This window comes from Micrococcus sp. 093350064-1 (assembly GCF_053627955.1).
Genome location: NZ_JBSEYU010000001.1, coordinates 56,184 through 76,271 on the forward strand (window position 1 = coordinate 56,184; position 20,088 = coordinate 76,271).

The window sequence follows — 20,088 nt, forward strand, 5'->3', positions numbered from 1 at the left end:
CCACGACGGCGCCGCACCCTCCCCGCGAGTGGTGCGGCGCCGTCGTCGTGCATGGGCGAGAATGTCCGTCATGAGTGTTCACCGTGAGATCCCCCTGGACTTCGACGGCGTGCTGGCGGACGAGGGCAACGGTTCCATGGTGCGCCGCTCCGTGCTGCCCGGCGGCGTCCGCGTGCTCACCGAGGCCATGCCGGACCAGCGCTCGGTGACCATCGGCTACTGGGTGGCCGTGGGGTCCCGTGACGAGTCGCCCGAGGGCTACGGCGCCACGCACTTCCTCGAGCACCTGCTCTTCAAGGGCACGCCCACGCGCACCGCGATGGACATCGCGGCCGCCTTCGACCGCGTGGGCGGGGAGTCCAACGCCGGCACGGCCAAGGAGTCCACCGTCTACCACGCCCGCGTGCTGGACGAGGACCTGCCGATGGCCGTGGAGGTGCTCACGGACATGCTCACCTCCTCCCTGATCGACCCGGACGAGCTCGAGACCGAGCGCGGCGTGATCCTCGAGGAGCTCGCCATGGACGCGGACGACCCCGTGGACGTGGCCCACGAGAAGCTCGCCGAGGTCATGCTGGACGGCCACCCCCTCGGCCGGCCCATCGGCGGCACGCCCGAGACGATCCGGGCCGTCACCCGCGACCATGTGGTCGGGCACTACACGCACTGGTACCGCCCGGACGAGCTCGTCGTCACCGCCGCCGGCCACCTCGACCACGATGAGGTCTGCCGCCTCGTCCTCGCCGCCCTGCGCGCCTCGGGCTGGGAGCTCGCCCCGGGAGCCCTGCCCGCTCCGCGTCGTGCCGTGGACACCGCCGGGGCCGCGGCCTCGCGGGTGCGGACCGGCACGCACACCGTCACCAAGGCGGTCGAGCAGGCCAACGTCCTCGTCGGCGGCCGCTCGCTGTCCACCACGGACCCGGACCGCTTCGCCCTGGGCGTCATGCAGTCCGTCCTCGGCGGGGGCATGTCCTCGCGGCTGTTCCAGGAGATCCGCGAGCGCCGCGGCCTGGCCTACAACACCTATTCGTTCTCCGCCGGGTACTCCGACGCCGGCTACTGGGGCCTATACGCGGGCTGCCAGCCGGACCGGGTGGAGGAGGTGGCCGCGCTGATGGAGGCCGAGCTGGACCGGATGGCCGAGGCCGACGTCACCGAGGAGGAGCTCGCGCGCGCCCACGGGCAGATCTGCGGCGGCACCGTGCTGGGCATGGAGTCCACGGGCGCCCGCATGTCCCGGCTGGGGCGCGCCGAGCTGGTCACGGGGGAGTACGTGGACCTGGCGGCCTCCCTCGCCCGGGTCCGCGAGGTCGACGCCGGCCAGGTCCGGGCCGTGGCCGCGCGCCTGGCCGCGGGGGACCGGGCGCGCGTCGTCGTCGCCCCGGCCTGACCCCGGCCACGGCCGCCGGGGCGGGCCGCGTAGGCTGGAGGCCATGACCGAGACCCGCACCCCCTCCGCCGTGTCCGCTCCCGACGACGTCCCGCGCGTCGCGATCCTGGGCGCCCGTGGCCGCATGGGCCGCCACGCGGTGCCCGCGGTGCGAGCGGCCGAGGGCCTGGAGCTCGTGGCCGAGCTCGGCTCGCAGGACCGCCTGGACGCGGTGCTCGACGCCGGCGCCACCCACGTCCTGGACCTCACCGTCCCGGACGCCTCGCCCGAGAACGTGGCCTTCGCCGTGGAGCACGGGCTGCACACGGTCGTGGGCACGTCGGGCTGGGTGCCCGAGCGCCGCACGCGCCTGGAGGCGCAGCTGGCTGAGCACCCGGGGGTGGGCGTGCTGATCGCCCCGAACTTCTCGGTCGGCTCGGTGCTGGCCTCGGCGTTCGCCGCGCAGGCGGCGCGGTACTTCGAGTCCGTCGAGCTCGTCGAGCTGCACCACCCGGACAAGGTGGACGCCCCGTCGGGCACGGCCGTGCGGACCGCCGAGCTCATCGGCGCGGCCCGCGACGCGGCCGGCGTGCCCGTCTCCCCGGACGCCACCGAGCACGACCCGGACGGCGCGCGCGGCGCCGTCGTCCACGGCGTGCACGTGCACGCGGTGCGCCTGCGCGGCCTGGAGGCGCACCAGGAGGTGCTGCTGGGCGGGCCGGGTGAGCAGCTCGTGGTCCGGCACGACGCATTCGACCGCGGCGCCTACATGCCCGGCGTCGTCCTCGGTCTGCGGACCGTGGCCTCCCGCCCGGGTCTGACCTACGGACTGGACGGATACCTGGACCTTGGCTGAGCCCTCCCGCACCCCCGACGACGGCGCCGTGGGCCCGACCCCGCCCGCCGCCCGCCGCTCGACCGTGATGAGCAAGGTGTGGGTCGGCTTCGTCTGCCTGCTCGTGCTGCTGTTCGCCGGGTTCGCCCTCAACGCGTCCATCGCGCTGGTGCGCGCCCCGCAGCCACTGGCCAAGGCGATCGGCGTGGGCGTCATCCTCGTGGTACTGGTGACCGTGGCCGTCCTGGCCCGCGAGGTGTGGTTCGGCCGCCAGACCGAACGCCTGGCCGACCAGCTCGAGGTCGAGGGCGGACTGCCGGAGGACGACCTGCCGCGCTCGCCCGGCGGCCGGATCGACCGGGAGGCCGCCGACGCCCAGTTCGAGCTGTACCGCGTGGAGGCCGAGGCCGCACCACGCGACTGGCGCGCCCGCTACCGCCTCGCCCTGGCCTACGACGCCTCGGGCGACCGCCGCCGCGCCCGCGAGGCGGCCCGGGAGGCCGTGCGCCTGCACCGCGCCGGCTGACGCGGCCCACGCGTCGCTCAGCGCCCTCCGACGGCCCGTTCCCCACCCGCCCGGGAGAACCGGGCCATCACGGCCTCGAGCGGACCCCGTCGGCCACTGAGCTCGGCGGCCAGCCCGGCCGCGAGGCACAGCACGACGAGGACGGCGAGCAGCGCCCCGTCGGCCGGGTCGGTCCCGGTCGCGTCCACGAGCGCGAGCACCACGAGGTGCCCCACGTAGAGCGTGAGCGGGATGCGCCCCGCACCCACGAGCGGGCGCAGCGCGGCGTGCCCGACCAGCGGCCGGGCCAGCAGGCAGGCGCCCAGCACGGCGCACGCCCAGCCCGCCGCGAGCACGGCGGCCACCACGGACCCGGAGTGCGGGGTGGGCAGGGCGAGCCACAGCGGATCCGGGATCAGCAGCGCGAGCCGCGGCTCGCCCGTGCGCAGCGTGAGCGCCGTCTCGGCCGGGTCCGTGCCGATCGCCGCGGCGACCCGCCCGACCGTGCCCGGGGCCCGCAGCACCGCCGCGCCGACGACGACGGCCGCCGCCCACGCCGCGGCCCCGCCGCCGAGGATCCCGGCGGCCACGCGGGGCCGGTCCAGCGGCAGCCGCCCCAGGGCCAGCCCCAGCACGAGGAACGCGCCCCAGGACAGGACGGGGTAGTAGCCCGTGACCGTCAGATCGGCCAGCAGCAGCCCGGGACGCAGCAGGTCAGCGGGGCCGGGGGAGAGCCAGAGCCGCCCGCCCACGAAGAACTCCTGACGGCCCAGGGCGGCCTGCGCGGCCGCGACCACCGCGAACACCAGCACCGGCCCGAGCACGAGCCACGCCCCCGCGATCACCCCCAGGGTGCGGGCGCGCAGGCCCAGGAGGGGCAGCGCGAGCAGGAAGAGCAGGGCGTAGTGGCACAGGATCACCGCCACGGGGACCCCGAGCGTCCCGCACGCGAGCCCGAGCACGAACAGCAGACCCGCGCGGCGGGCGATCCGGCGGCGCAGCGCCGCGAGCCGGACCCCCGTGGCCGGCGTCGCGCCCCCCGTGGACAGGGCCAGCCCGACCCCGGCCAGCAGGACGAACAGCACCGAGGCGCGGCCGGCGAACCACAGGAACGCCGGGTGGGGCGCCCCGTCCGCCGTCACCGGGTCGAGGACGTGGACGGTGATCATGCCGAGCAGGGCGATCCCGCGGGCCGCGTCGACGCCGGGCAGCCGACGACGCGCGGGCCGGTCCGGGCGGACGGCGGCGGGGGGCGGGGCGGGACGCAGGGCGGGCTCCTCTCGAGTCGCCGCGCGTCGCGGAGGGGCCACGGACGGCGCGGGCCCCCAGTCTCGCAGGTAGGGTGGGGCCCATGAGTGCCGTCCGTTCCGCCGTCATCCCCTCCGAGCTGCTCTTCGGCACGGTCGTGCCCGCCATGGTCACCCCCATGACGGACGAGGGCGCCGTGGACCTCGAGGCGGCCGCCGCGCTGGCCGAGCACCTGGTGGACCGCGGGGCCGACGGCCTCGTGGTCACCGGCACCACCGGCGAGACCTCCACGCTCACGGACGACGAGAACGTGGCGATGTTCCGCACCGTCGTCGAGGCCGTGGGGGACCGCGCCAGGGTCGTGGCCGGCACCGGCACCAACGACACGGCGCACACCCTCGAGCTGTCCCGCCGCGCGGCCGAGACGGGCGTGGACGGGCTGCTGCTCGTCACCCCGTACTACAACAAGCCCAACCAGGCCGGCATCCGCGCGCACTTCGAGGCCGTGGCCGACGGCGTGGACCTACCGATCATGCTCTACGACATCCCGGGCCGCTCCGTGATGCCGATCGAGCCTGAGACGATCATCGCGCTCGCGCAGCACCCCAACATCCGTGCACTCAAGGACGCCAAGGGGGACCTGCAGTCCACCACCACCGTCCTGGCGCACACGGACCTCGACCTCTACTCCGGCGACGACGGCGCGACCCTGCCGCTCATGGCGCTCGGCGCCGTGGGGGTCGTCTCGGTGGCCGCGCACGCGGCCCCCGAGCTGTACCGCCGGCTCGTGGACGCCGTCCACGCCGGCGACCTGGCCGGTGCCCGTGATCACCACTTCGCGCTGGACCCCGTCCAGCGCGGCATCATGACCCATGTCCAGGGCGCGGTGGCCGCGAAGGCCGTCCTCGCCGCCCAGGGCGTCATCCCGTCCGCAGCCGTGCGGCTGCCCCTCGTCCAGGCCACGCCGGACGAGCTCTCCGTCATCCGAGCCGACCTCGCGGAGGCCGGCATCACCTTCTAGAAGGGACCCGTTCCATGACCGCAGGCACCCGCCTGTCCACCCCGCCCAAGCTCAAGCGGGGCACCTGCCGCATCGTCCAGCTGGGCGGCCTCGAGGAGGTCGGCCGCAACATGGTCACCTTCGAGATCGACGGCAAGATCCTCATCGTCGACTGCGGCGTCCTCTTCCCCGAGGAGCACCAGCCCGGCGTCGACCTGATCCTGCCGGACTTCGACTACATCCGGGACCGGGTGGACGACGTCGTCGGCATCGTCCTGACCCACGGCCACGAGGACCACATCGGCGCCGTCCCGTACCTGCTGCGCCTGCGCGACGACATCCCCGTGATCGGCTCCAAGCTGACCCTCGCCCTGATCGAGGCCAAGCTCGAGGAGCACCGGATCAAGCCGCGCACCCGCGTGGTCAAGGAAGACGACATCGTCGAGTTTGGCCCGTTCGAGTGCGAGTTCGTGGCCGTGAACCACTCGATCCCGGACGCGCTCGCCGTCGCCATCCACACGGACGCCGGCACCATCCTGCACACCGGCGACTTCAAGATGGACCAGCTGCCGCTCGACGGCCGCATCACGGACCTGCGCGCCTTCGCCCGTCTCGGCGAGGAGGGCGTGGACCTGTTCATGACCGACTCCACGAACGCCGAGGTCCCGGGGTTCACCACCACGGAGGCGGAGATCGGCCCCACCCTCGAGCGCTACTTCGCCACGGCGAAGCGCCGCATCGTGGTGGCCTCGTTCTCCTCCCACGTGCACCGCGTGCAGCAGGTCCTCGACGCCGCCCACAAGCACGGTCGCAAGGTGGCCTTCGGCGGGCGCTCCATGATCCGCAACATGACCATCGCGGCGAAGCTCGGCTACCTCAACGTGCCGAACGGGATCCTCGTGGACATCCGCAAGGTGGACAAGTACCGCGACGACGAGATCGTGCTGATGGTCACCGGCTCCCAGGGCGAGCCGATGGCGGCCCTGTCCCGCATGGCCAACGGGGACCACCAGGTGCAGCTGGAGGAGGGCGACCTCGTCGTGCTGGCCTCCTCGCTGATCCCGGGCAACGAGAACTCCGTGTTCCGCGTGATCAACGGGCTCATGAAGCTCGGCGCGACCGTGGTGCACAAGGGCATGGCCAAGGTGCACGTCTCCGGCCACGCCTCCGAGGGCGAGCTGCTGTACTGCTACAACATCGTCGAGCCCGAGTTCGTGATGCCGGTGCACGGCGAGACCCGCCACCTGATCGCCAACGGCCGGATCGCGGAGAAGACCGGCGTGCCGGCCGAGAACGTCATCCTGGCCGGCAACGGCACCGTGGTGGACATGACCGACGGCCTCGTGAAGGTCGTCGGCGAGGTGGAGTGCGGCTACGTGTACGTGGACGGCTCCTCCGTGGGCGAGATCTCCGACTCGGACCTCAAGGACCGCCGTGTCCTGGGCGAGGAGGGCTTCATCTCGATCATCACCGTGGTCAACCGGCAGACCGGCGTGATCGTGTCCGGCCCGGACGTCCACGCCCGCGGCGTCGCCGAGGACGAGAAGGTGTTCGAGGAGATCAAGCCGAAGATCGTCCGGGCGCTCGAGGAGGCCGTGCAGTCCAGCAAGGACCACACCGCCCACCAGCTCCAGCAGGTGGTCCGCCGGACCGTCGGCACGTGGGTCAACCGCAAGCTGCGCCGCCGCCCGATGATCATCCCGGTGGTCCTGGAGGCCTGACCCCTCCGGGTCGCCATGCCTGCCGTGTCCGCGGTTCGCGGTAGTTTGGTGGGCATGGCGACCCGTACTTCCCCCACGCGTTCGTCCTCCTCCTCCGCCACGTCCCGCTCCGGCTCCGCCGGACGCCGAGGCTCCGGACGGAAGGGGTCGACCGCGACCGTCCCCGAGGCCGACCGGCCCGCCGCGCCCCTGCGCGCCCTGCACACCCTGTGGATGGGGCTGGCCACGCCGGTCGGCGCCGGATTCCGCAAGCTCGGCCCGGACGTGCGCATCGACCGCGAGGAACGCCGTGACGGCACCGGCCTGCTCCTGCTGCTGCTCGCCGCGCTGATCGCGGCCGTGGAGTGGTGGGGCCTGCGCGGCACCGCCGTCGGCCGCGTGGTGCACGGGGTGGTGGGCGGCACCGTCGGGTGGTTCGCCCTCCTGGTGCCGATCGCCCTGCTCGTCGTGGCCGTGCGCTGCTTCCGCCACGCCACGGACCATCGCGCCAACGGGCGCATCATCATCGGCCTGCTCACGGCGACCGTCGCCGGCTCCGGCATCGCCCACCTCGTGGGCGGTGTGCCCTCGGCCGCCGAGGCCTTCGAGGACATGCTCGGTGCCGGGGGCATGGTCGGCTACCTGGCGACGGCGCCGCTGGCCGCCCTGCTGACACCCGTGCCCGTCTGGGTCCTCATGATCCTGCTGGCCTTCTTCTCCGTGCTCGTGCTCACCGCGACGCCCGTCGGTGCGATCCCGCAGCGGATCGCGGGAGGCTATGACTGGCTCACGGGCCAGGACCCCGAGGGCGCCTCCGAGCAGCGGGCCGCCCGCCGCGACGAGCGGCGCCGGGCCCGTGAGGTGCGCCGCGAGGCCGAGGACCTCGCCACCCCGCTCTCCGTGGACGCGGAGACCGGGCGCACCCACCCGGACCACGACCAGTCCTACCTGGACGAACCGGCCGCCGGCTCCCACGCCGCCGGGGCCTCCCGCCCCGGCCTGTTCGCGCGCCTGTTCGGCGGGCGCCGGGCACGCGAGGATCAGGCCGCCGACGCCGCCCCGGAGCACACCGCCGGCACCGCCTACGACTCCCCGGTGATCCACGAGGCCAAGGCCGGCTCCCACGCCGCCCCCGAGGCCGAGACCACCCAGGTCCTGCCCCGACCCGCCCCGCGGCGGGCCGCTCGCGGAGGGCAGGGCGTGTTCGACGCCCAGCAGGCCGCCGCAGACGCGCGTGACCCGCGGGGCGCGGACCAGGACGCCTCGGACGACTTCGACCCGTGGGTGGACGAGGACGACGCGCCCGAGGACGCGGACGCCGAGCCGCAGCCGCCCGCCGGAGTGCGCCGGCCCACGGCCGCGGACCGTGCCCTCGAGCAGGTCCGCGAACACGCCCGCACCCAGCGCGAGGCCGCCGCCCCGGCCGCCGCAGCCCTGGAGGAGGACGCGGGGGAGGACACCCCGTTCGCCCTGGACGACGCCCCAGGTCAGGGCTCCGGGACCGCCACGCCGTCGTCGTCCTCCGCCGTGCCCGCCAGCACCCCCGCGCCGGTGCCGCCGGTGACCGCCGAGCCGGCCCGCGGCACCCAGTCCCCGCTGGGCGGGGACGTGTCCTACACGCTGCCGCAGTCGGCCCTGCTCCCTGCCGGCCCCCAGCCGAAGGAGCGCTCCGAGGCCAACGACCGGGTCGTCGCCGCGCTGACCACCACGTTCACCGAGTTCAAGGTGGACGCCCAGGTCACCGGGTTCTCCCGCGGGCCGACGGTGACGCGCTACGAGGTCGAGGTCGCCCCCGGCACCAAGGTGGAGAAGGTGACGGCGCTGGAGAAGAACATCGCGTACGCGGTGGCCTCCTCGGACGTGCGGATCCTCAGCCCCATCCCGGGCAAGCGCGCGATCGGCATCGAGATCCCCAACACGGACAAGGAGGTCGTGGCCCTCGGCGACGTCCTGCGCTCGCAGGCCGCCCAGCGCACCGACCACCCGATGGTGATGGGCGTCGGCAAGGACGTGGAGGGCGGCTACGTGGTGGCCAACCTGGCGAAGATGCCCCACATGCTCGTGGCGGGCGCCACCGGCGCCGGCAAGTCCTCGTTCGTGAACTCGATGATCACCTCGATCCTCATGCGCTCCACCCCGGACGAGGTGCGCATGGTGATGGTTGACCCCAAGCGCGTCGAGCTCACCGCGTACGAGGGCGTGCCCCACCTGGTCACCCCGATCATCACGAGCCCGAAGAAGGCGGCCGAGGCGCTGCAGTGGGTCGTCAAGGAGATGGACACCCGCTACGACGACCTCGCGGCGTTCGGCTACAAGCACGTGGACGACTTCAACAAGGCCGTCCGGGCCGGCCAGGTGAAGCTGCCGCCGGACTCCAAGCGCGTGCTGCGCCCGTACCCGTACCTGTTGGTCATCGTGGATGAGCTCGCGGACCTGATGATGGTCGCCCCGCGTGACGTCGAGGACGCGATCGTGCGCATCACCCAGCTGGCCCGTGCGGCCGGCATCCACCTCGTGCTCGCCACGCAGCGGCCGTCCGTGGACGTGGTCACGGGCCTGATCAAGGCCAACGTGCCCTCACGCATGGCGTTCGCGACGTCGTCGGTCACGGACTCACGCGTGGTCCTGGACCAGCCCGGCGCGGAGAAGCTGCTCGGCCAGGGCGACGCCCTGTTCCTGCCGATGGGCAAGTCCAAGCCCATGCGCGTGCAGGGTGCGTGGGTCAACGAGTCCGAGATCCACGCCGTCGTGGAGCACGTGAAGTCGCAGATGCAGGTCCAGTACCGCGCGGACGTGATCCCCGAGAAGACCGAGAAGGTCATCGACGAGGACATCGGCGACGACCTGGATCTGCTCCTGCAGGCCGTCGAGCTCGTGGTCACCACGCAGTTCGGCTCCACGTCCATGCTGCAGCGCAAGCTGCGGGTGGGCTTCGCGAAGGCCGGCCGCCTCATGGACCTCATGGAGTCCCGCGGCGTCGTGGGCCCCTCCGAGGGCTCCAAGGCCCGCGACGTGCTGGTCAAGCCCGACGACCTCGCGGACGTGCTCGCCACCATCTCCGGAGACACCCCGCCCTCGGCCACCTCCGGCGGCGGCGACGCCTCGGCCGGATCCGGCGACGGCGGCGCCTCGGCGTCGGCCGCTCCGCGCGACCTGGTGCAGGAGGACCTGGACTCGCGCCCGGCCGCCGTGGACTGGAACGATGAGGACGATGACGAGGGATCGGAGGACGCGTGGCAGCTGACGGGCAGATGAGCGCGGCGGGCGGGGCGCAGCGCGTGTCCGCCTGGAACCTGCCGAACATCCTGACCTCGGTGCGCATCCTGATGGTGCCCTTCTTCGCCTGGGCGCTGTGGGTCGGCGGGCCGTGGGGCGGCGACTCGCTTGTCGCCCGGTGGCTCGCGCTGGCGCTGTTCGCAGCGGCCATGTACACCGACAAGCTCGACGGGGACATCGCCCGCGCCCGCGGGTTGATCACCGACTTCGGCAAGATCGCGGACCCCATCGCGGACAAGCTGCTCACGGGCACGGCCCTCGTGCTGTTCTCCCTGCTGGGGGAGCTGTGGTGGTGGGTGACCATCGTGATCCTGGTGCGCGAATGGGGCATCACCCTGATGCGCTTCGTGGTGATCCGCTACGGCGTGATGCCGGCCGGCCGCGGCGGCAAGCTCAAGACCGTGCTGCAGACCGTGGGCATCGGCCTGTTGCTCCTGCCCATGGTCCCGCTCGTGGGCGGCTGGTGGCCCTGGGCCGGCTGGGTGGTCATCGGGGCCGCCACCGTGCTGACGGTGCTGACCGGCCTGGAGTACGTCAAGGACGCGTGGGTCCTGCGCCGGGACGCCCTCGCCGCCCAGCGGGGGGTCTGAGGCGATGACCATGGCGGCCGCCCGGGACGTGGTGCACGCGCTCGCGCACGCGGGCCTCACGGTGGCGACGGGGGAGTCCCTCACCGCCGGCCTGCTGGCCGCGCGCCTGGCCGACGTCCCCGGGGCGTCGGCCGTGCTGCACGGCGGCGTGGTGGCCTACCAGAACCCCGTGAAGACCGGCCTGCTGGGTGTGCCCGAGGACCTGCTCACGCGGGTCGGGGCGGTGGACGCGGACGTGGCCCGACGGATGGCCCTCGGCGCCCGCGCGGCCCTGGGCGCCGACGTCGGCGTGGCCACCACGGGCGTCGCCGGGCCCGAGCCCCACCAGGGCCGGCCGGTGGGCACCGTGTGGCTCGGCCTGGCCGTGCCCGACGCGGACGCGAACGCGCTGGACGTGCTCGGCGGCGGGCGCGACGGCGCGGCCACCGCGATCCTCCTCCGGCTCGACGGCGACCGGGCCGCGATCCGGGAGGCCACCGTCGCCGCGGCGCTGCGGGCCCTGACGCGCCTGCTCGCCGGCCGCGGCCACTGAGGCGGCACGGGGGCGCCGACTGACCCGCCTTGGCGCCCCGTCCCTGGTGGCGGCCCGCCCCGCCGCGTAGGTTCGGCGCGATGGAGACCGCATCGCCTCCCACCCCGCCCGGGCGTGCACCGCAGGACGGCGCCGACGCCCCGGGTCCCCGCGTGATCGGACTCGTGGCCGACCCGGGCACCCCGTGGGCGCTCGTGCGCCGCATCGCCGGGGACGTCCAGGACCGGCTCGACGAACGCCTGCCGCAGCCCGGCGGTTGGCGGGTCGAGACGCGGCAGGAGTCGCTGCCGGTCGGTGCGACCGGGGGCATGGTCCTGGAGGAGCCGGTCCGCTCCCTCGCGGACGGGCAGGGATGGGACACGGTGGTCGCCGTCGTCGACCTGCCCCGGTTCGACGACCGGCGCGGCGTGGTGGCGGACGTCGTGCCGCAGCTGCGGGTCGGCGTCGTGTGCGTGCCGGCGCTGGGGGTCATCACCCCGGCCCGCCGGCTGCGGGAGACGGTGCTGCGGATCGTCGAGCACATCGACACCGCCCCCCACGTGGACCCGCCGGACGGGGAGCTGGACGTGCAGTCCTCCGACGAGTCAGGCGAGGTGGAGGAGGACGGCGGCCGGTCCCCGGCGGACGAGCTCCCCGAGCCCGACACGGACGCACTGCGGGGCATCGCCCCGCTGGTCGACGTCGACGCGGACGTGACCACGACCACCCGGATGGGCGGCGGGTCCCGGCGCACGTCCACGGTGTACGTGAAGGGCTGGACGGGCACGCTGCGTCTGCTGGCCGGGATGGTGATGGCCAACCGGCCGCTGCTCATGCCGCGGGACATGACGTTCACGATCGCGTCGGCCAGCGCGGCCGGTGCCTACGGCGTGTTCTTCGGCTCCATCTGGGTGCTCTCCAGCGTGATGTCCCCGGGGCGGCTCGCGGCGGTCAGCGTGCTGTCCGTGGTGCTGCTGGTGGCGTGGCTGGTCACCACGAACGGTCTGTGGACGCACGGTGTGGCCCACCGGCACAGCTCGCGGCTGGACAACCTCTCCACCGTGCTCACCGTGGGCCTGGCCTGCACCGTGGTCTACGTGCTGCTCTTCGTGACGCTGCTGCTGGTCGCGCTCATGATCATCCCCGTGGAGTACCTGGAGGAGGAGCTCGACCAGCCCAGCGGTGTGGTCGACTACGTCCGGCTCGTGTGGCTGGCGGCGTCCATGGGCACGATGGCCGGGGCCGTCGGCTCGAGCCTGGACGACTCCCACCGCATCCGGAACGCCACGTACTCCCTGCGGGAACGGCATCGGCGCGCGGAGCGGCACGCCGGGGCCGGGGAGGGCCCGACGGCGGGGGAGACCATGTCTCGGGAATGAACGCGACCCCGCCCGACGTTGAATGTAACGAGTCAAGAAGAGTGCCTCGCGGGATCAGGCCCGCGGCCCGGCGCCCTTCAGGAAAAGTCCAGGAGTAGGCGATAGACATGATGCGACATCCCGTCCATTCCCACGGAATCACGCGCTGGGTCGATGACCAGCCCCGTCCCCGCGCGGCCACCCCCGACATCAAGGAGCGCAGCATGCCCCTCCTCCGCCACGAGATCGGCGACGTCCTGCGCGACGTCCGGCAGCTCCAGGGCCGCACCCTGCGCGAGGTCTCGCACGATGCCCGTGTCTCGCTCGGCTACCTGTCGGAGGTGGAGCGCGGCCAGAAGGAGGCCTCCTCCGAACTGCTGGCCTCGATCTGCCAGGCGCTGGACATCCCGCTGTCCTACCTGCTGCGGGAGGTCTCGGACCGGCTGGTGGAGCAGGAGGGCATGGTCGTCCCGGACACCCTGCCGGACGACCTGACGGACCCGAGCCTGGGCTCGCTGGCCGGCCGCTGACTCCGCCACTCCCACGGCGCGGGCGCCCCGTCTCGGGGCGCCCGCGCCGTCTGCGTCCCCGTCCCTGACCCCGCGACCGACCACAGAGAGGACCGTCCGTGCGCGAGAGCGAGTTCCGCCGGCTGATGGACGAGGAGTTCGGCCCCGCCCGGGCCGGCCTCGTGGCCGACTCCCTGCACCTGCCCGGTCTGGACACCACCGCGACGGCGGCGCTCGCCGCCGGTGTGGACCCGCGGCGGGTGTGGCTGGCGGTCTGCGACCTGCATGAGATCCCGCAGGAGCGGCGTCTCGGTCGGGACGTGCCGCCGAAACGCTGACGCCGCGACGTCCCCGGCACCCGAGACCTCCCTCGGTTAGGGTGGTCGAGCGGTCGTGACGGGTGCCCCCGCCCCATTCCGGTCCGTTCCCCCGTACCCCGAGGCAGCAGACAGGAGCCGTGGTGACGTCAGCGCAGGACCCCCCGGAGCGTACGGCACGGATGGCCGCGGCCCTCGTCCCTGGGGACCTCGTCGTGGCGGTGGGCGCCGACCTGAGCGACCATGCACTCCATCTGGCCTGCGCCGCCGGGGCGCACGTCCTGGCCGTGACGCCGGATCCGCGACGGGCCGCCGACGTCGAGCAGTCTGCGCTCCGACGCGACCTCCACGACCGGGTCGAGGTGCACACCTGCGCGATCGGCGCGCTCCCGGATCAGCCGGCGCGCGACGTGCCGGGGCGTACCGTGGACGGTCTCGTCGGCCGACGTGTGGTGCGCATGCTCGCGATCGACGTCGACGGGCTCGGGCCCGAAGTGCTCGAGGGCGCGAGGGACACGCTGCGCCGCGGCAGGCCGCTCGTGTGGATCGACTGCCCCGACGAGCGGGCGTACCGGGCCGTCGCCGCCGTGCTCGGGCCGCTCGGCTATCGGGTGCAGGACGTGCAGGACTGCTCCCCGACGCTGCTGTTCGCCCCGGCCGCCCCGGGCGTCGGCCCGGTCGACGATCCGGGCGTCGACGCGGCACTGCGGCGGCTGTATGCCGAGCGCCGGACCGTCGAGGCCCTGCGTGGGCAGCTCCGGTGCGAGGGTGAGGGCGCCGACACCGCCGGCGTCGTCGGGGTCCACGGCACCGGGATCTCGGAGATCGAAGCCGGGGCACGGGATGACGTCGTGGTGATGCGCGCCGAGCTGGCCGCCGCCCGGCGTCGCGTCGAGGAACTCGAAGCGCGGGCCCGGCGGGACCGGGAGGACTTCCGGGTGCTGCGCGGCTTCGTCGAAGACGTCCAGCAGCGGCTCTGGGAGGAGAGGCAGGCCAGGGCCGCACGCGAGGCCGCCGGTGAGCGGCTGCGCGAGGTGGAAGAGGCGCTCGGCCGCGTGGCCGAGGAGAAGGAACGGGTGGCCGCCACGGCCCTGGAGGCCCGGTCGGCGCTGCGCCGGGTGCGCTCCTCCCGCACCTACCGCGTCGGCCGCGTCCTCGGCGAGGCCCGAACCCTGCAGGGGGCTCGGCGCGCCCTTCCGCGTCTGGTCTCGATCATCCGTGAGAACCGGAAGGACGACGCATGAGCCGCTCCGCCCCCGAGCCCGTCGTGCCCGAGGAGATGACGGCGCGCCGTCGCCCCGGCCCCTCCGTGCCGGTCCGGCGTCGAGCCGGGCGCGCGGGCCGTCTGGTGGTCGCGTGCATCCTGGACGAGTTCTCGCACACCGCCTTCGAGAGCGAGGCCGACCTCGTCCCACTGTCCATGGAGTTCTGGCGTGCGGAGCTCACGGCGGCCCGCCCGGACCTGCTGTTCGTGGAGTCCGCGTGGCGGGGTCACCGGCAGGCCTGGTGGAACACCGTGCACCGACTCGGACCGGAGCTGCGCGGGATCCTGGAATGGTGCCGCGATCGCGGCGTGCCCACGGCCTTCTGGAACAAGGAGGACCCGGTCCACTTCAACACGTTCCTGACGACGGCGGGCCAGTTCGACGCGGTGTTCACGACGGACCTGGACTGTGTGCCCCGCTACAAGCGGGAACTGGGCCACGACAACGTCCACTTCCTGCCCTTCGCGGCGCAGCCCGCCGAGTCCAATCCGGCCGAGGTCTTCGATCGGGTCGACGGCTGTGCCTTCGCCGGGGCCTACTATGCGCGCTATCCGGAGCGGCTGGCCGACCTGCGGGAGCTCTCCGCGGAGCTGTCGTCCGAGGGTCGCCGGTTCGACGTCTACGACCGCAACCTCGGCCGTCCCCCGTCGGGCTACACGTTCCCCGAGGAGTACGACCGGTTCATCGTGGGCGGCGCGCTCACCCCGGACCTGTTGGACGTGCCCTACAAGGGCTACACCGTCAACCTCAACCTCAACTCGGTGAAGCAGTCCCAGTCGATGTTCGCTCGGCGGGTGTTCGAGCTGCTGGCGTCGAACACGCTGGTCGTCAGCAACTTCTCGCGCGGACTCCGACTGATGTTCGGGGACCTCGTGATCTCCACGGACTCCGGTCCGGAGCTGCGCCGCCGTGTCGAGGCCCTGGAGGCCGAGCCGAACGGCGTCGAGCGGCTGCGTGCCATGGCCCTGCGCAAGGTCCTGCGCGAGCACACCTACGCCGAGCGGCTCGAGTTCGTGGCCTCCCGGTCCGGGGTCGCGATGCCGGCCGCGGCGGTCGAGCGCCCCCTGCTGGTCCTGCCCGCGTCGGCCGGACACGACCCGTCCGCGGTCCGCGCGCTCGTGACGGACTGGCGGGCGCAGTCGTGGACGGACTGGGTCCTGGCCGTGGTGGCCGCGGACGAGGCCGACCTGGGGGAGTCCGTCGCCGACCCGCGCGTCGTGACGGTGGACGGCCCGGACGCCCTCGACGCCCTCGCGCGGGCGAGGGGCTGCACCAGCGTGGGCACGCTCGACCCAGGCGACTGGTACGGACCGCACTACCTGGAGGACCTGGTCCTCGCCCTCCGGTGGGCCGATGTCGAGGCGGCCGGGCACGACGAGCACATCGCCGTCGTCGACGGCGTCGTGCAGCGCCGACGGGCCGGCACTGCCTGGTCCCTGAGCGAGGATCTCCGGCCCGCGCGTTCGCTGGTGCGGCTCAGCGGCGACGTCACGGCGGCCCCCGGCGATGTCACCCGTCTGCTGGCCCAGGACGTCGTGCCGGGCCTGGCCGTCGGGCCCGTCGAGTACGTGGCAGGCGGGGCCGACGCACCGACGCTGTTGCGGGAGCAGGCGGCGACGCTCGAGCTCGACCCGGGGCTGTCGCTCGCGGCGATCCGCGCCCATGCGGACGCCCTCGAGATCGACGAGCCGGACGAGGAGCCGGACGTGCTGGACCTCGGCCGCATCCTCGAGGGCATGGCGACGTTCGACCAGCTGAGCGTCCTCTGGGAGGAGGGCGGCGCACGGGTGAGCTCGACCATGGAGACGGGCCGGCACCAGTACTGGATCAACCCCCTGATCCGACCCGTGGCCGAGGCGGTGCGCGGAACCGAGGAGCAGCTCCACCTCGACGTCGGGGTGGGGCTCGACGTGATGCTCGTGGCGTTCTGGCTGAACGACGCAGGGGAGCGCATCGGCCATGCGATGATCCCGGCGCGCCAGTACACCCGGGTGCGCGTCCCGGCCGAGGCCACGGGCCTACGGTGGGGGCTGCGCGTCAGCGGGACCGGCAGCGCCGTGATCCACCGGGTCGTGCGGGGTCCGTACGTCGCCCCGCCCGTGCCCATGCTGACCGGCAGCCCGGACCTGCTGGTCACGAACATCTACCCGTCGTACGGGAACCTGTACCGCAACGGCTTCGTGCACGCTCGGCGCCGCAGCTACCTCCAGCGGGGCCACCGGATCGAGGTCGTCGTGCTCGGGGCCGGGGACCAGCCACGGTTCCGGGAGTTCGAGGACGTGGACGTGGCGATGCTCCGCCCCGCCGACCTGGCGGCGACGCTGGCCTCGGGGGAGGTGCGCACGCTGATGGTGCACTGCCTCCTGCCCGAGACGTGGGAGGTGCTCAAGACCGCCCCCGCGCTGCCGCCCACCACGGTGTGGACGCACGGGTTCGAGATCCAGCCCTGGTGGCGCCGGCGCTTCAACTACACGACGGCGGCGGAGCTGGAGGCGGCCCAGGCGGCCTCCGAGGCGCGCTTGGCGATGTGGCGGGAGGTGTTCCAGACGACCGGCGACGACGTCCACTTCGTCTTCGTCTCCCGCTGGTTCGCGGAGACCGTCTTCGACGACGTCGGCGTCCGCCTGCCCGAACACCGGTACTCCGTCATCCACAACCCGGTCGACGGCACCGTCTTCCGCTACCGGGAGAAGACGGCCGAGGACCGTCTGCGCATCCTCTCGATCCGGCCGTACCATTCCCGGGTGTACGCGAACGACCTGGCCGTGGCGGCCGTCCTCGACCTCGCGGCCGAGCCGTGGTTCGACGAGCTCGAGTTCACCTTCCTCGGGGACGGGCCGCTCTTCGAGGAGACGATCGCACCGCTGCGCGATCTGCCCAACGTCACGGTGCGCCGCGGCTTCCTGACCCACGCGCAGATCGCGGCCGAGCACGCGCGCCACGGGGTCCTGCTGGTCCCGAGCCGCAGCGACACCCAGGGCGTCAGCCGCGACGAGGCGATGTCCTCGGGTCTGGTGCCCATCACGTCGGCGGTGGCCGCGATCCCCGAATTCGTCGACGAGGAGGTCGCCTTCCTGGCGCCGCCCGAAGACCACCGCGCGCTCGCGGACGCCGTCCGGACGCTGCGCGCAGAGCCCGCGCGGTATCTGCGGATGTCCGCGGCCGCGGCACGCCGGGTCCGCAGACAGTCCGGCGCGGACCACGTGCTGGACGCCGAACTCCGCCTGGCGTTCCGCACCGACGGGGACCACTCCGCTCCGTCGGTCCGTCCCCATCCCGAGAGAGAGGCCCACAGGCCATGACCGCACGCATCGCCGTCGTCGGGAGCGCCCTCACCCGCTCCGCCCTGGTCGCGGACCCCCGGCTCTCCGTGCCCGCCGGGCACTTCCTCGCCCGGGTCTCCATGGCTGGGCTGGGCACCCCGCCCGTCGAGGACGCCGACCTGACCGGGGTCGCCTCGGACTTCCGGCGCGAGCTGGTCCGTCGCGACGTCGACCGCATGCTCGTGGCGGACCTGGTCCGGCTCGATCCCGACGCGATCGTCGTCGACGTCGCCGACGAGCGATTCGCCCTGGACGTGCTCCCGTCCGGGGCCGTCGTGACCGTCTCGCCGGAGTACCTCGAGTCGGCGCCGCCGCAGGACGGCCGGCGCCGGGTGCCCAGCGGCGACGAGGAGCACCTCGCGCTGTGGGTGGCCGGGTGGCGGACCTTCCTCTCCACCCTGGACGCCGTGGGTCTGAGAGAGCGGCTGATCCTGCATCACGGCGGGATGGCGGTCCGCACCGCGGACGGGACCCCCGCCCGGCACGAAGCCGCGATCCTCGCCGCCGCGCGCTACGCGGACCGGCTCGCCGACCGGGCGGCCCAGGACCTCGACCCGGCCCGGGTGGTGCGCGTGGACGACGCGATCAGGCACGCCGCGCCGGCCGACGACGGCACCGCCGACCCGCTGGCCCTCGCCCCGGCGGCCGCCGCCGCGCTGGCCGCCGGGGTGGTCGCCGTGCTGGACGGGCGCGATCCATGGGAGGTCGACGGGCTCGTCGACGTCAGCCCGGACGCGGAGCCCGCCGAGTGCGCCGCGCCGCAGGCCCACGCAGAGCCCGCCGCGCCACAGGCCCCCGCCGAGTCCGCTGCGCCCGAGCCGTCCGCACCGCACCGGGACGTCGTGGAGAGCGACTATGCGAACTACGGGGTCGACCCGGTCCGCTGGGAGTCGGCCGAGGAGTTCGCGGCCTCCGGCTTCGGCCCGGGACTGCACATCCTGCCGCTGCCGGACGGCAACCACCTGGACCTCATCATCCGCGGTGACCTCGGGGGTGTGGGCGAGCGCGAGTCCGTCGTCGTCTTCCTCACGGGTGCGATGAGTCAGCGGAACAGCGTGGCCCCGCCGTTCTTCGCCGGGCGTCGGCTCACCTACGAGCTGGGGATCCCGTGGGTCGCCGTCAGCGACCCCTCGATGCAGCTCGCCGACGACCTCCTCCTCGGGTGGTACACGGGCTCGCCCGGCTCTCAGGCCCACGCCACGCTGCTCGCCGCTCTGCGGGCGCTGGCGGACGGGCTGGACCGTGACCTGCTCCTGGTGGGCGGGTCCGGGGGCGGCTTCGCGGCGCTGCGGCTGAACGAGGAGCTCGAGGGGCGCAGCAGCGTCTTCGCCTGGAACCCCCAGACGGATCTCCTCGATTACCATCCGCCCACGGTGCGGGACTACCTGCGGACCCTCTTCCCGGGCGAGGACCTCGACCCCGGCTCGGAGCGCGAGGCCGTGGAGGCGCGGCTGGCCGAGGAGGGGATCGGGCACCGGGTGGGCACGCTCGACGCGGGCCGTCGCGTGGTGGTGTTCCAGAACGCGGGCGATCACCACGTGGAGGGGCACCTGCTGCCCCTCGTCCACCGCACCCCGGGCATGACGGGCGGCCCTCGCCGGTTCGCCACGGACGCCGAGCACCAGGTGCGGATCGCCACTTGGGGGGCCGGGCACGCCGCGCTGCCCGCCCACGTGACGGCGCGGGCCGTGGACGCGATGCGTCGGGGCCACTCGGCCTCGACCGTGGCGACGGACATCGACGCGCTGCTGGCGCATGAACGGGGCGACGACTCGGACGGGCCGGACGTCCTGGTCACCGCCGAGCCCGGCGGGCTCTCACGGGTGGACTGGGCCGCCTTCCCGGGAGAGGCCGACGACGGGCACGCCTGCACCCTGTCCCGGATGCTCGGCGAGGACGTCGTGGACCAGGTGGAGCACATCGGTCCGCCCGTGGTGCTGCCCCGGCTGGACGAGGGGGAGCACTGGCGGCTGGAGGCGTTCGACGCACGCGGCCGGCGGGTCCACGAGATCCACGTCGACGGTCGGGGGGACCCGGTGCCGTCCGGCGGTATGGGCGGCTCCGCCCGGCCCCGTCGCGCCCGGCAGTGACGCCGGCGCGTCCGGGTGCCGGCGGTCCGGCCGCGGCACGGTCTGCGGCCCCGGGACCGTCTGGGGCCCACGCCGGTCTTCGAACACGTGTTCGAAGAATGCGGTAGAGTCCTGCACAGCAGTGCGACGGGGTGATCTCGTGCACAGGCGGGGCGGGCCACGCTTATCGTGTCCGCCGCCCCCCGTAGATTC

Annotated in this window: 15 protein-coding genes; 14 read left to right on the forward strand and 1 reads right to left on the reverse strand. The window is 73.9% G+C overall.

Features of this window, described 5'->3' with window-relative positions:
- Nucleotides 1-61: 61 nt before the first annotated feature.
- Genes ACUW6W_RS00270 through ACUW6W_RS00280 form a run of 3 tightly spaced genes read left to right on the forward strand, consistent with a single transcriptional unit; the run spans nt 62 to nt 2,730 of the window.
- Nucleotides 62-1,390, forward strand: coding sequence for a M16 family metallopeptidase (locus ACUW6W_RS00270; protein ID WP_390895751.1), 1,329 nt, complete (start codon nt 62-64; stop codon nt 1,388-1,390).
- Between the two features lie 43 nt (nt 1,391-1,433).
- On the forward strand, nt 1,434-2,225 hold the full coding sequence (dapB, locus tag ACUW6W_RS00275) for a 4-hydroxy-tetrahydrodipicolinate reductase (protein WP_065573751.1): 792 nt from the start codon (nt 1,434-1,436) through the stop codon (nt 2,223-2,225).
- Nucleotides 2,218-2,730, forward strand: a complete 513-nt coding sequence (locus tag ACUW6W_RS00280; protein ID WP_227448629.1) for a hypothetical protein — start codon at nt 2,218-2,220, stop codon at nt 2,728-2,730. The genes dapB and ACUW6W_RS00280 overlap by 8 nt, the downstream gene beginning before the upstream one ends.
- A 17-nt stretch (nt 2,731-2,747) precedes the next feature.
- Here ACUW6W_RS00280 and ACUW6W_RS00285 read toward each other — a convergent pair whose 3' ends face one another.
- Nucleotides 2,748-4,019 (reverse strand): heparan-alpha-glucosaminide N-acetyltransferase domain-containing protein, encoded by a 1,272-nt coding sequence (locus tag ACUW6W_RS00285; RefSeq protein ID WP_227448628.1) that lies wholly within the window; start codon nt 4,017-4,019, stop codon nt 2,748-2,750.
- A 41-nt stretch (nt 4,020-4,060) separates the two neighbouring features.
- Between ACUW6W_RS00285 and dapA the strand changes: the two genes are divergently transcribed.
- From dapA to ACUW6W_RS00340, 11 genes are all read left to right on the forward strand, one after another.
- Nucleotides 4,061-4,978 carry a 4-hydroxy-tetrahydrodipicolinate synthase gene (gene dapA, locus ACUW6W_RS00290; protein ID WP_144824210.1) on the forward strand — a complete coding sequence of 306 codons (918 nt, stop codon included), beginning with the start codon at nt 4,061-4,063 and terminating at the stop codon, nt 4,976-4,978.
- A 14-nt stretch (nt 4,979-4,992) separates the two neighbouring features.
- Nucleotides 4,993-6,678 (forward strand): ribonuclease J, encoded by a 1,686-nt coding sequence (locus ACUW6W_RS00295; RefSeq protein ID WP_049161741.1) that lies wholly within the window; start codon nt 4,993-4,995, stop codon nt 6,676-6,678.
- A gap of 54 nt (nt 6,679-6,732) precedes the next feature.
- The gene (locus tag ACUW6W_RS00300; RefSeq protein ID WP_454179605.1) at nt 6,733-9,912 is read left to right on the forward strand and encodes a DNA translocase FtsK 4TM domain-containing protein; all 3,180 of its coding nucleotides are present in this window, start codon (nt 6,733-6,735) and stop codon (nt 9,910-9,912) included.
- Complete coding sequence (locus tag ACUW6W_RS00305; protein WP_454179705.1) at nt 9,909-10,523, forward strand: CDP-alcohol phosphatidyltransferase family protein; 615 nt, start codon at nt 9,909-9,911, stop codon at nt 10,521-10,523. Before ACUW6W_RS00300 ends, ACUW6W_RS00305 begins: the two co-directional genes overlap by 4 nt.
- Nucleotides 10,524-10,533: 10 nt before the next feature.
- Nucleotides 10,534-11,055: a CinA family protein gene (locus ACUW6W_RS00310; RefSeq protein ID WP_454179607.1), complete on the forward strand. Its 522-nt coding sequence runs from the start codon at nt 10,534-10,536 to the stop codon at nt 11,053-11,055.
- 80 nt (nt 11,056-11,135) lie between these two features.
- On the forward strand, nt 11,136-12,413 hold the full coding sequence (locus ACUW6W_RS00315) for a hypothetical protein (protein WP_363738164.1): 1,278 nt from the start codon (nt 11,136-11,138) through the stop codon (nt 12,411-12,413).
- Between the two features lie 107 nt (nt 12,414-12,520).
- Nucleotides 12,521-12,922 (forward strand): helix-turn-helix domain-containing protein, encoded by a 402-nt coding sequence (locus ACUW6W_RS00320; protein WP_036334756.1) that lies wholly within the window; start codon nt 12,521-12,523, stop codon nt 12,920-12,922.
- Between the two features lie 98 nt (nt 12,923-13,020).
- Complete coding sequence (locus ACUW6W_RS00325; protein ID WP_002856506.1) at nt 13,021-13,239, forward strand: DUF3046 domain-containing protein; 219 nt, start codon at nt 13,021-13,023, stop codon at nt 13,237-13,239.
- A 122-nt stretch (nt 13,240-13,361) separates the two neighbouring features.
- Entirely contained in the window at nt 13,362-14,462 is a 1,101-nt protein-coding gene (locus tag ACUW6W_RS00330) for a hypothetical protein (RefSeq protein ID WP_454179608.1), read from the forward strand.
- A complete protein-coding gene (locus ACUW6W_RS00335) occupies nt 14,459-17,785 on the forward strand; it encodes a glycosyltransferase family protein (protein WP_363738160.1) in 3,327 nt (1,108 codons plus the stop codon). The genes ACUW6W_RS00330 and ACUW6W_RS00335 overlap by 4 nt, the downstream gene beginning before the upstream one ends.
- Nucleotides 17,782-19,896, forward strand: coding sequence for a DUF6270 domain-containing protein (locus ACUW6W_RS00340; protein ID WP_098471417.1), 2,115 nt, complete (start codon nt 17,782-17,784; stop codon nt 19,894-19,896). The genes ACUW6W_RS00335 and ACUW6W_RS00340 overlap by 4 nt, the downstream gene beginning before the upstream one ends.
- Nucleotides 19,897-20,088: the final 192 nt, after the last annotated feature.

Coding starts and splice junctions, on each gene's coding strand:
- ACUW6W_RS00320 (WP_036334756.1), top strand. CDS start 12,521: ATGATGCGACATCCCGTCCATTCCCACGGAATCACGCGCTGGGTCGAT.
- dapB (WP_065573751.1), top strand. CDS start 1,434: ATGACCGAGACCCGCACCCCCTCCGCCGTGTCCGCTCCCGACGACGTC.
- dapA (WP_144824210.1), top strand. CDS start 4,061: ATGAGTGCCGTCCGTTCCGCCGTCATCCCCTCCGAGCTGCTCTTCGGC.
- ACUW6W_RS00310 (WP_454179607.1), top strand. CDS start 10,534: ATGGCGGCCGCCCGGGACGTGGTGCACGCGCTCGCGCACGCGGGCCTC.
- ACUW6W_RS00270 (WP_390895751.1), top strand. CDS start 62: ATGTCCGTCATGAGTGTTCACCGTGAGATCCCCCTGGACTTCGACGGC.
- ACUW6W_RS00315 (WP_363738164.1), top strand. CDS start 11,136: ATGGAGACCGCATCGCCTCCCACCCCGCCCGGGCGTGCACCGCAGGAC.
- ACUW6W_RS00335 (WP_363738160.1), top strand. CDS start 14,459: ATGAGCCGCTCCGCCCCCGAGCCCGTCGTGCCCGAGGAGATGACGGCG.
- ACUW6W_RS00300 (WP_454179605.1), top strand. CDS start 6,733: ATGGCGACCCGTACTTCCCCCACGCGTTCGTCCTCCTCCTCCGCCACG.
- ACUW6W_RS00295 (WP_049161741.1), top strand. CDS start 4,993: ATGACCGCAGGCACCCGCCTGTCCACCCCGCCCAAGCTCAAGCGGGGC.
- ACUW6W_RS00305 (WP_454179705.1), top strand. CDS start 9,909: ATGAGCGCGGCGGGCGGGGCGCAGCGCGTGTCCGCCTGGAACCTGCCG.
- ACUW6W_RS00340 (WP_098471417.1), top strand. CDS start 17,782: ATGACCGCACGCATCGCCGTCGTCGGGAGCGCCCTCACCCGCTCCGCC.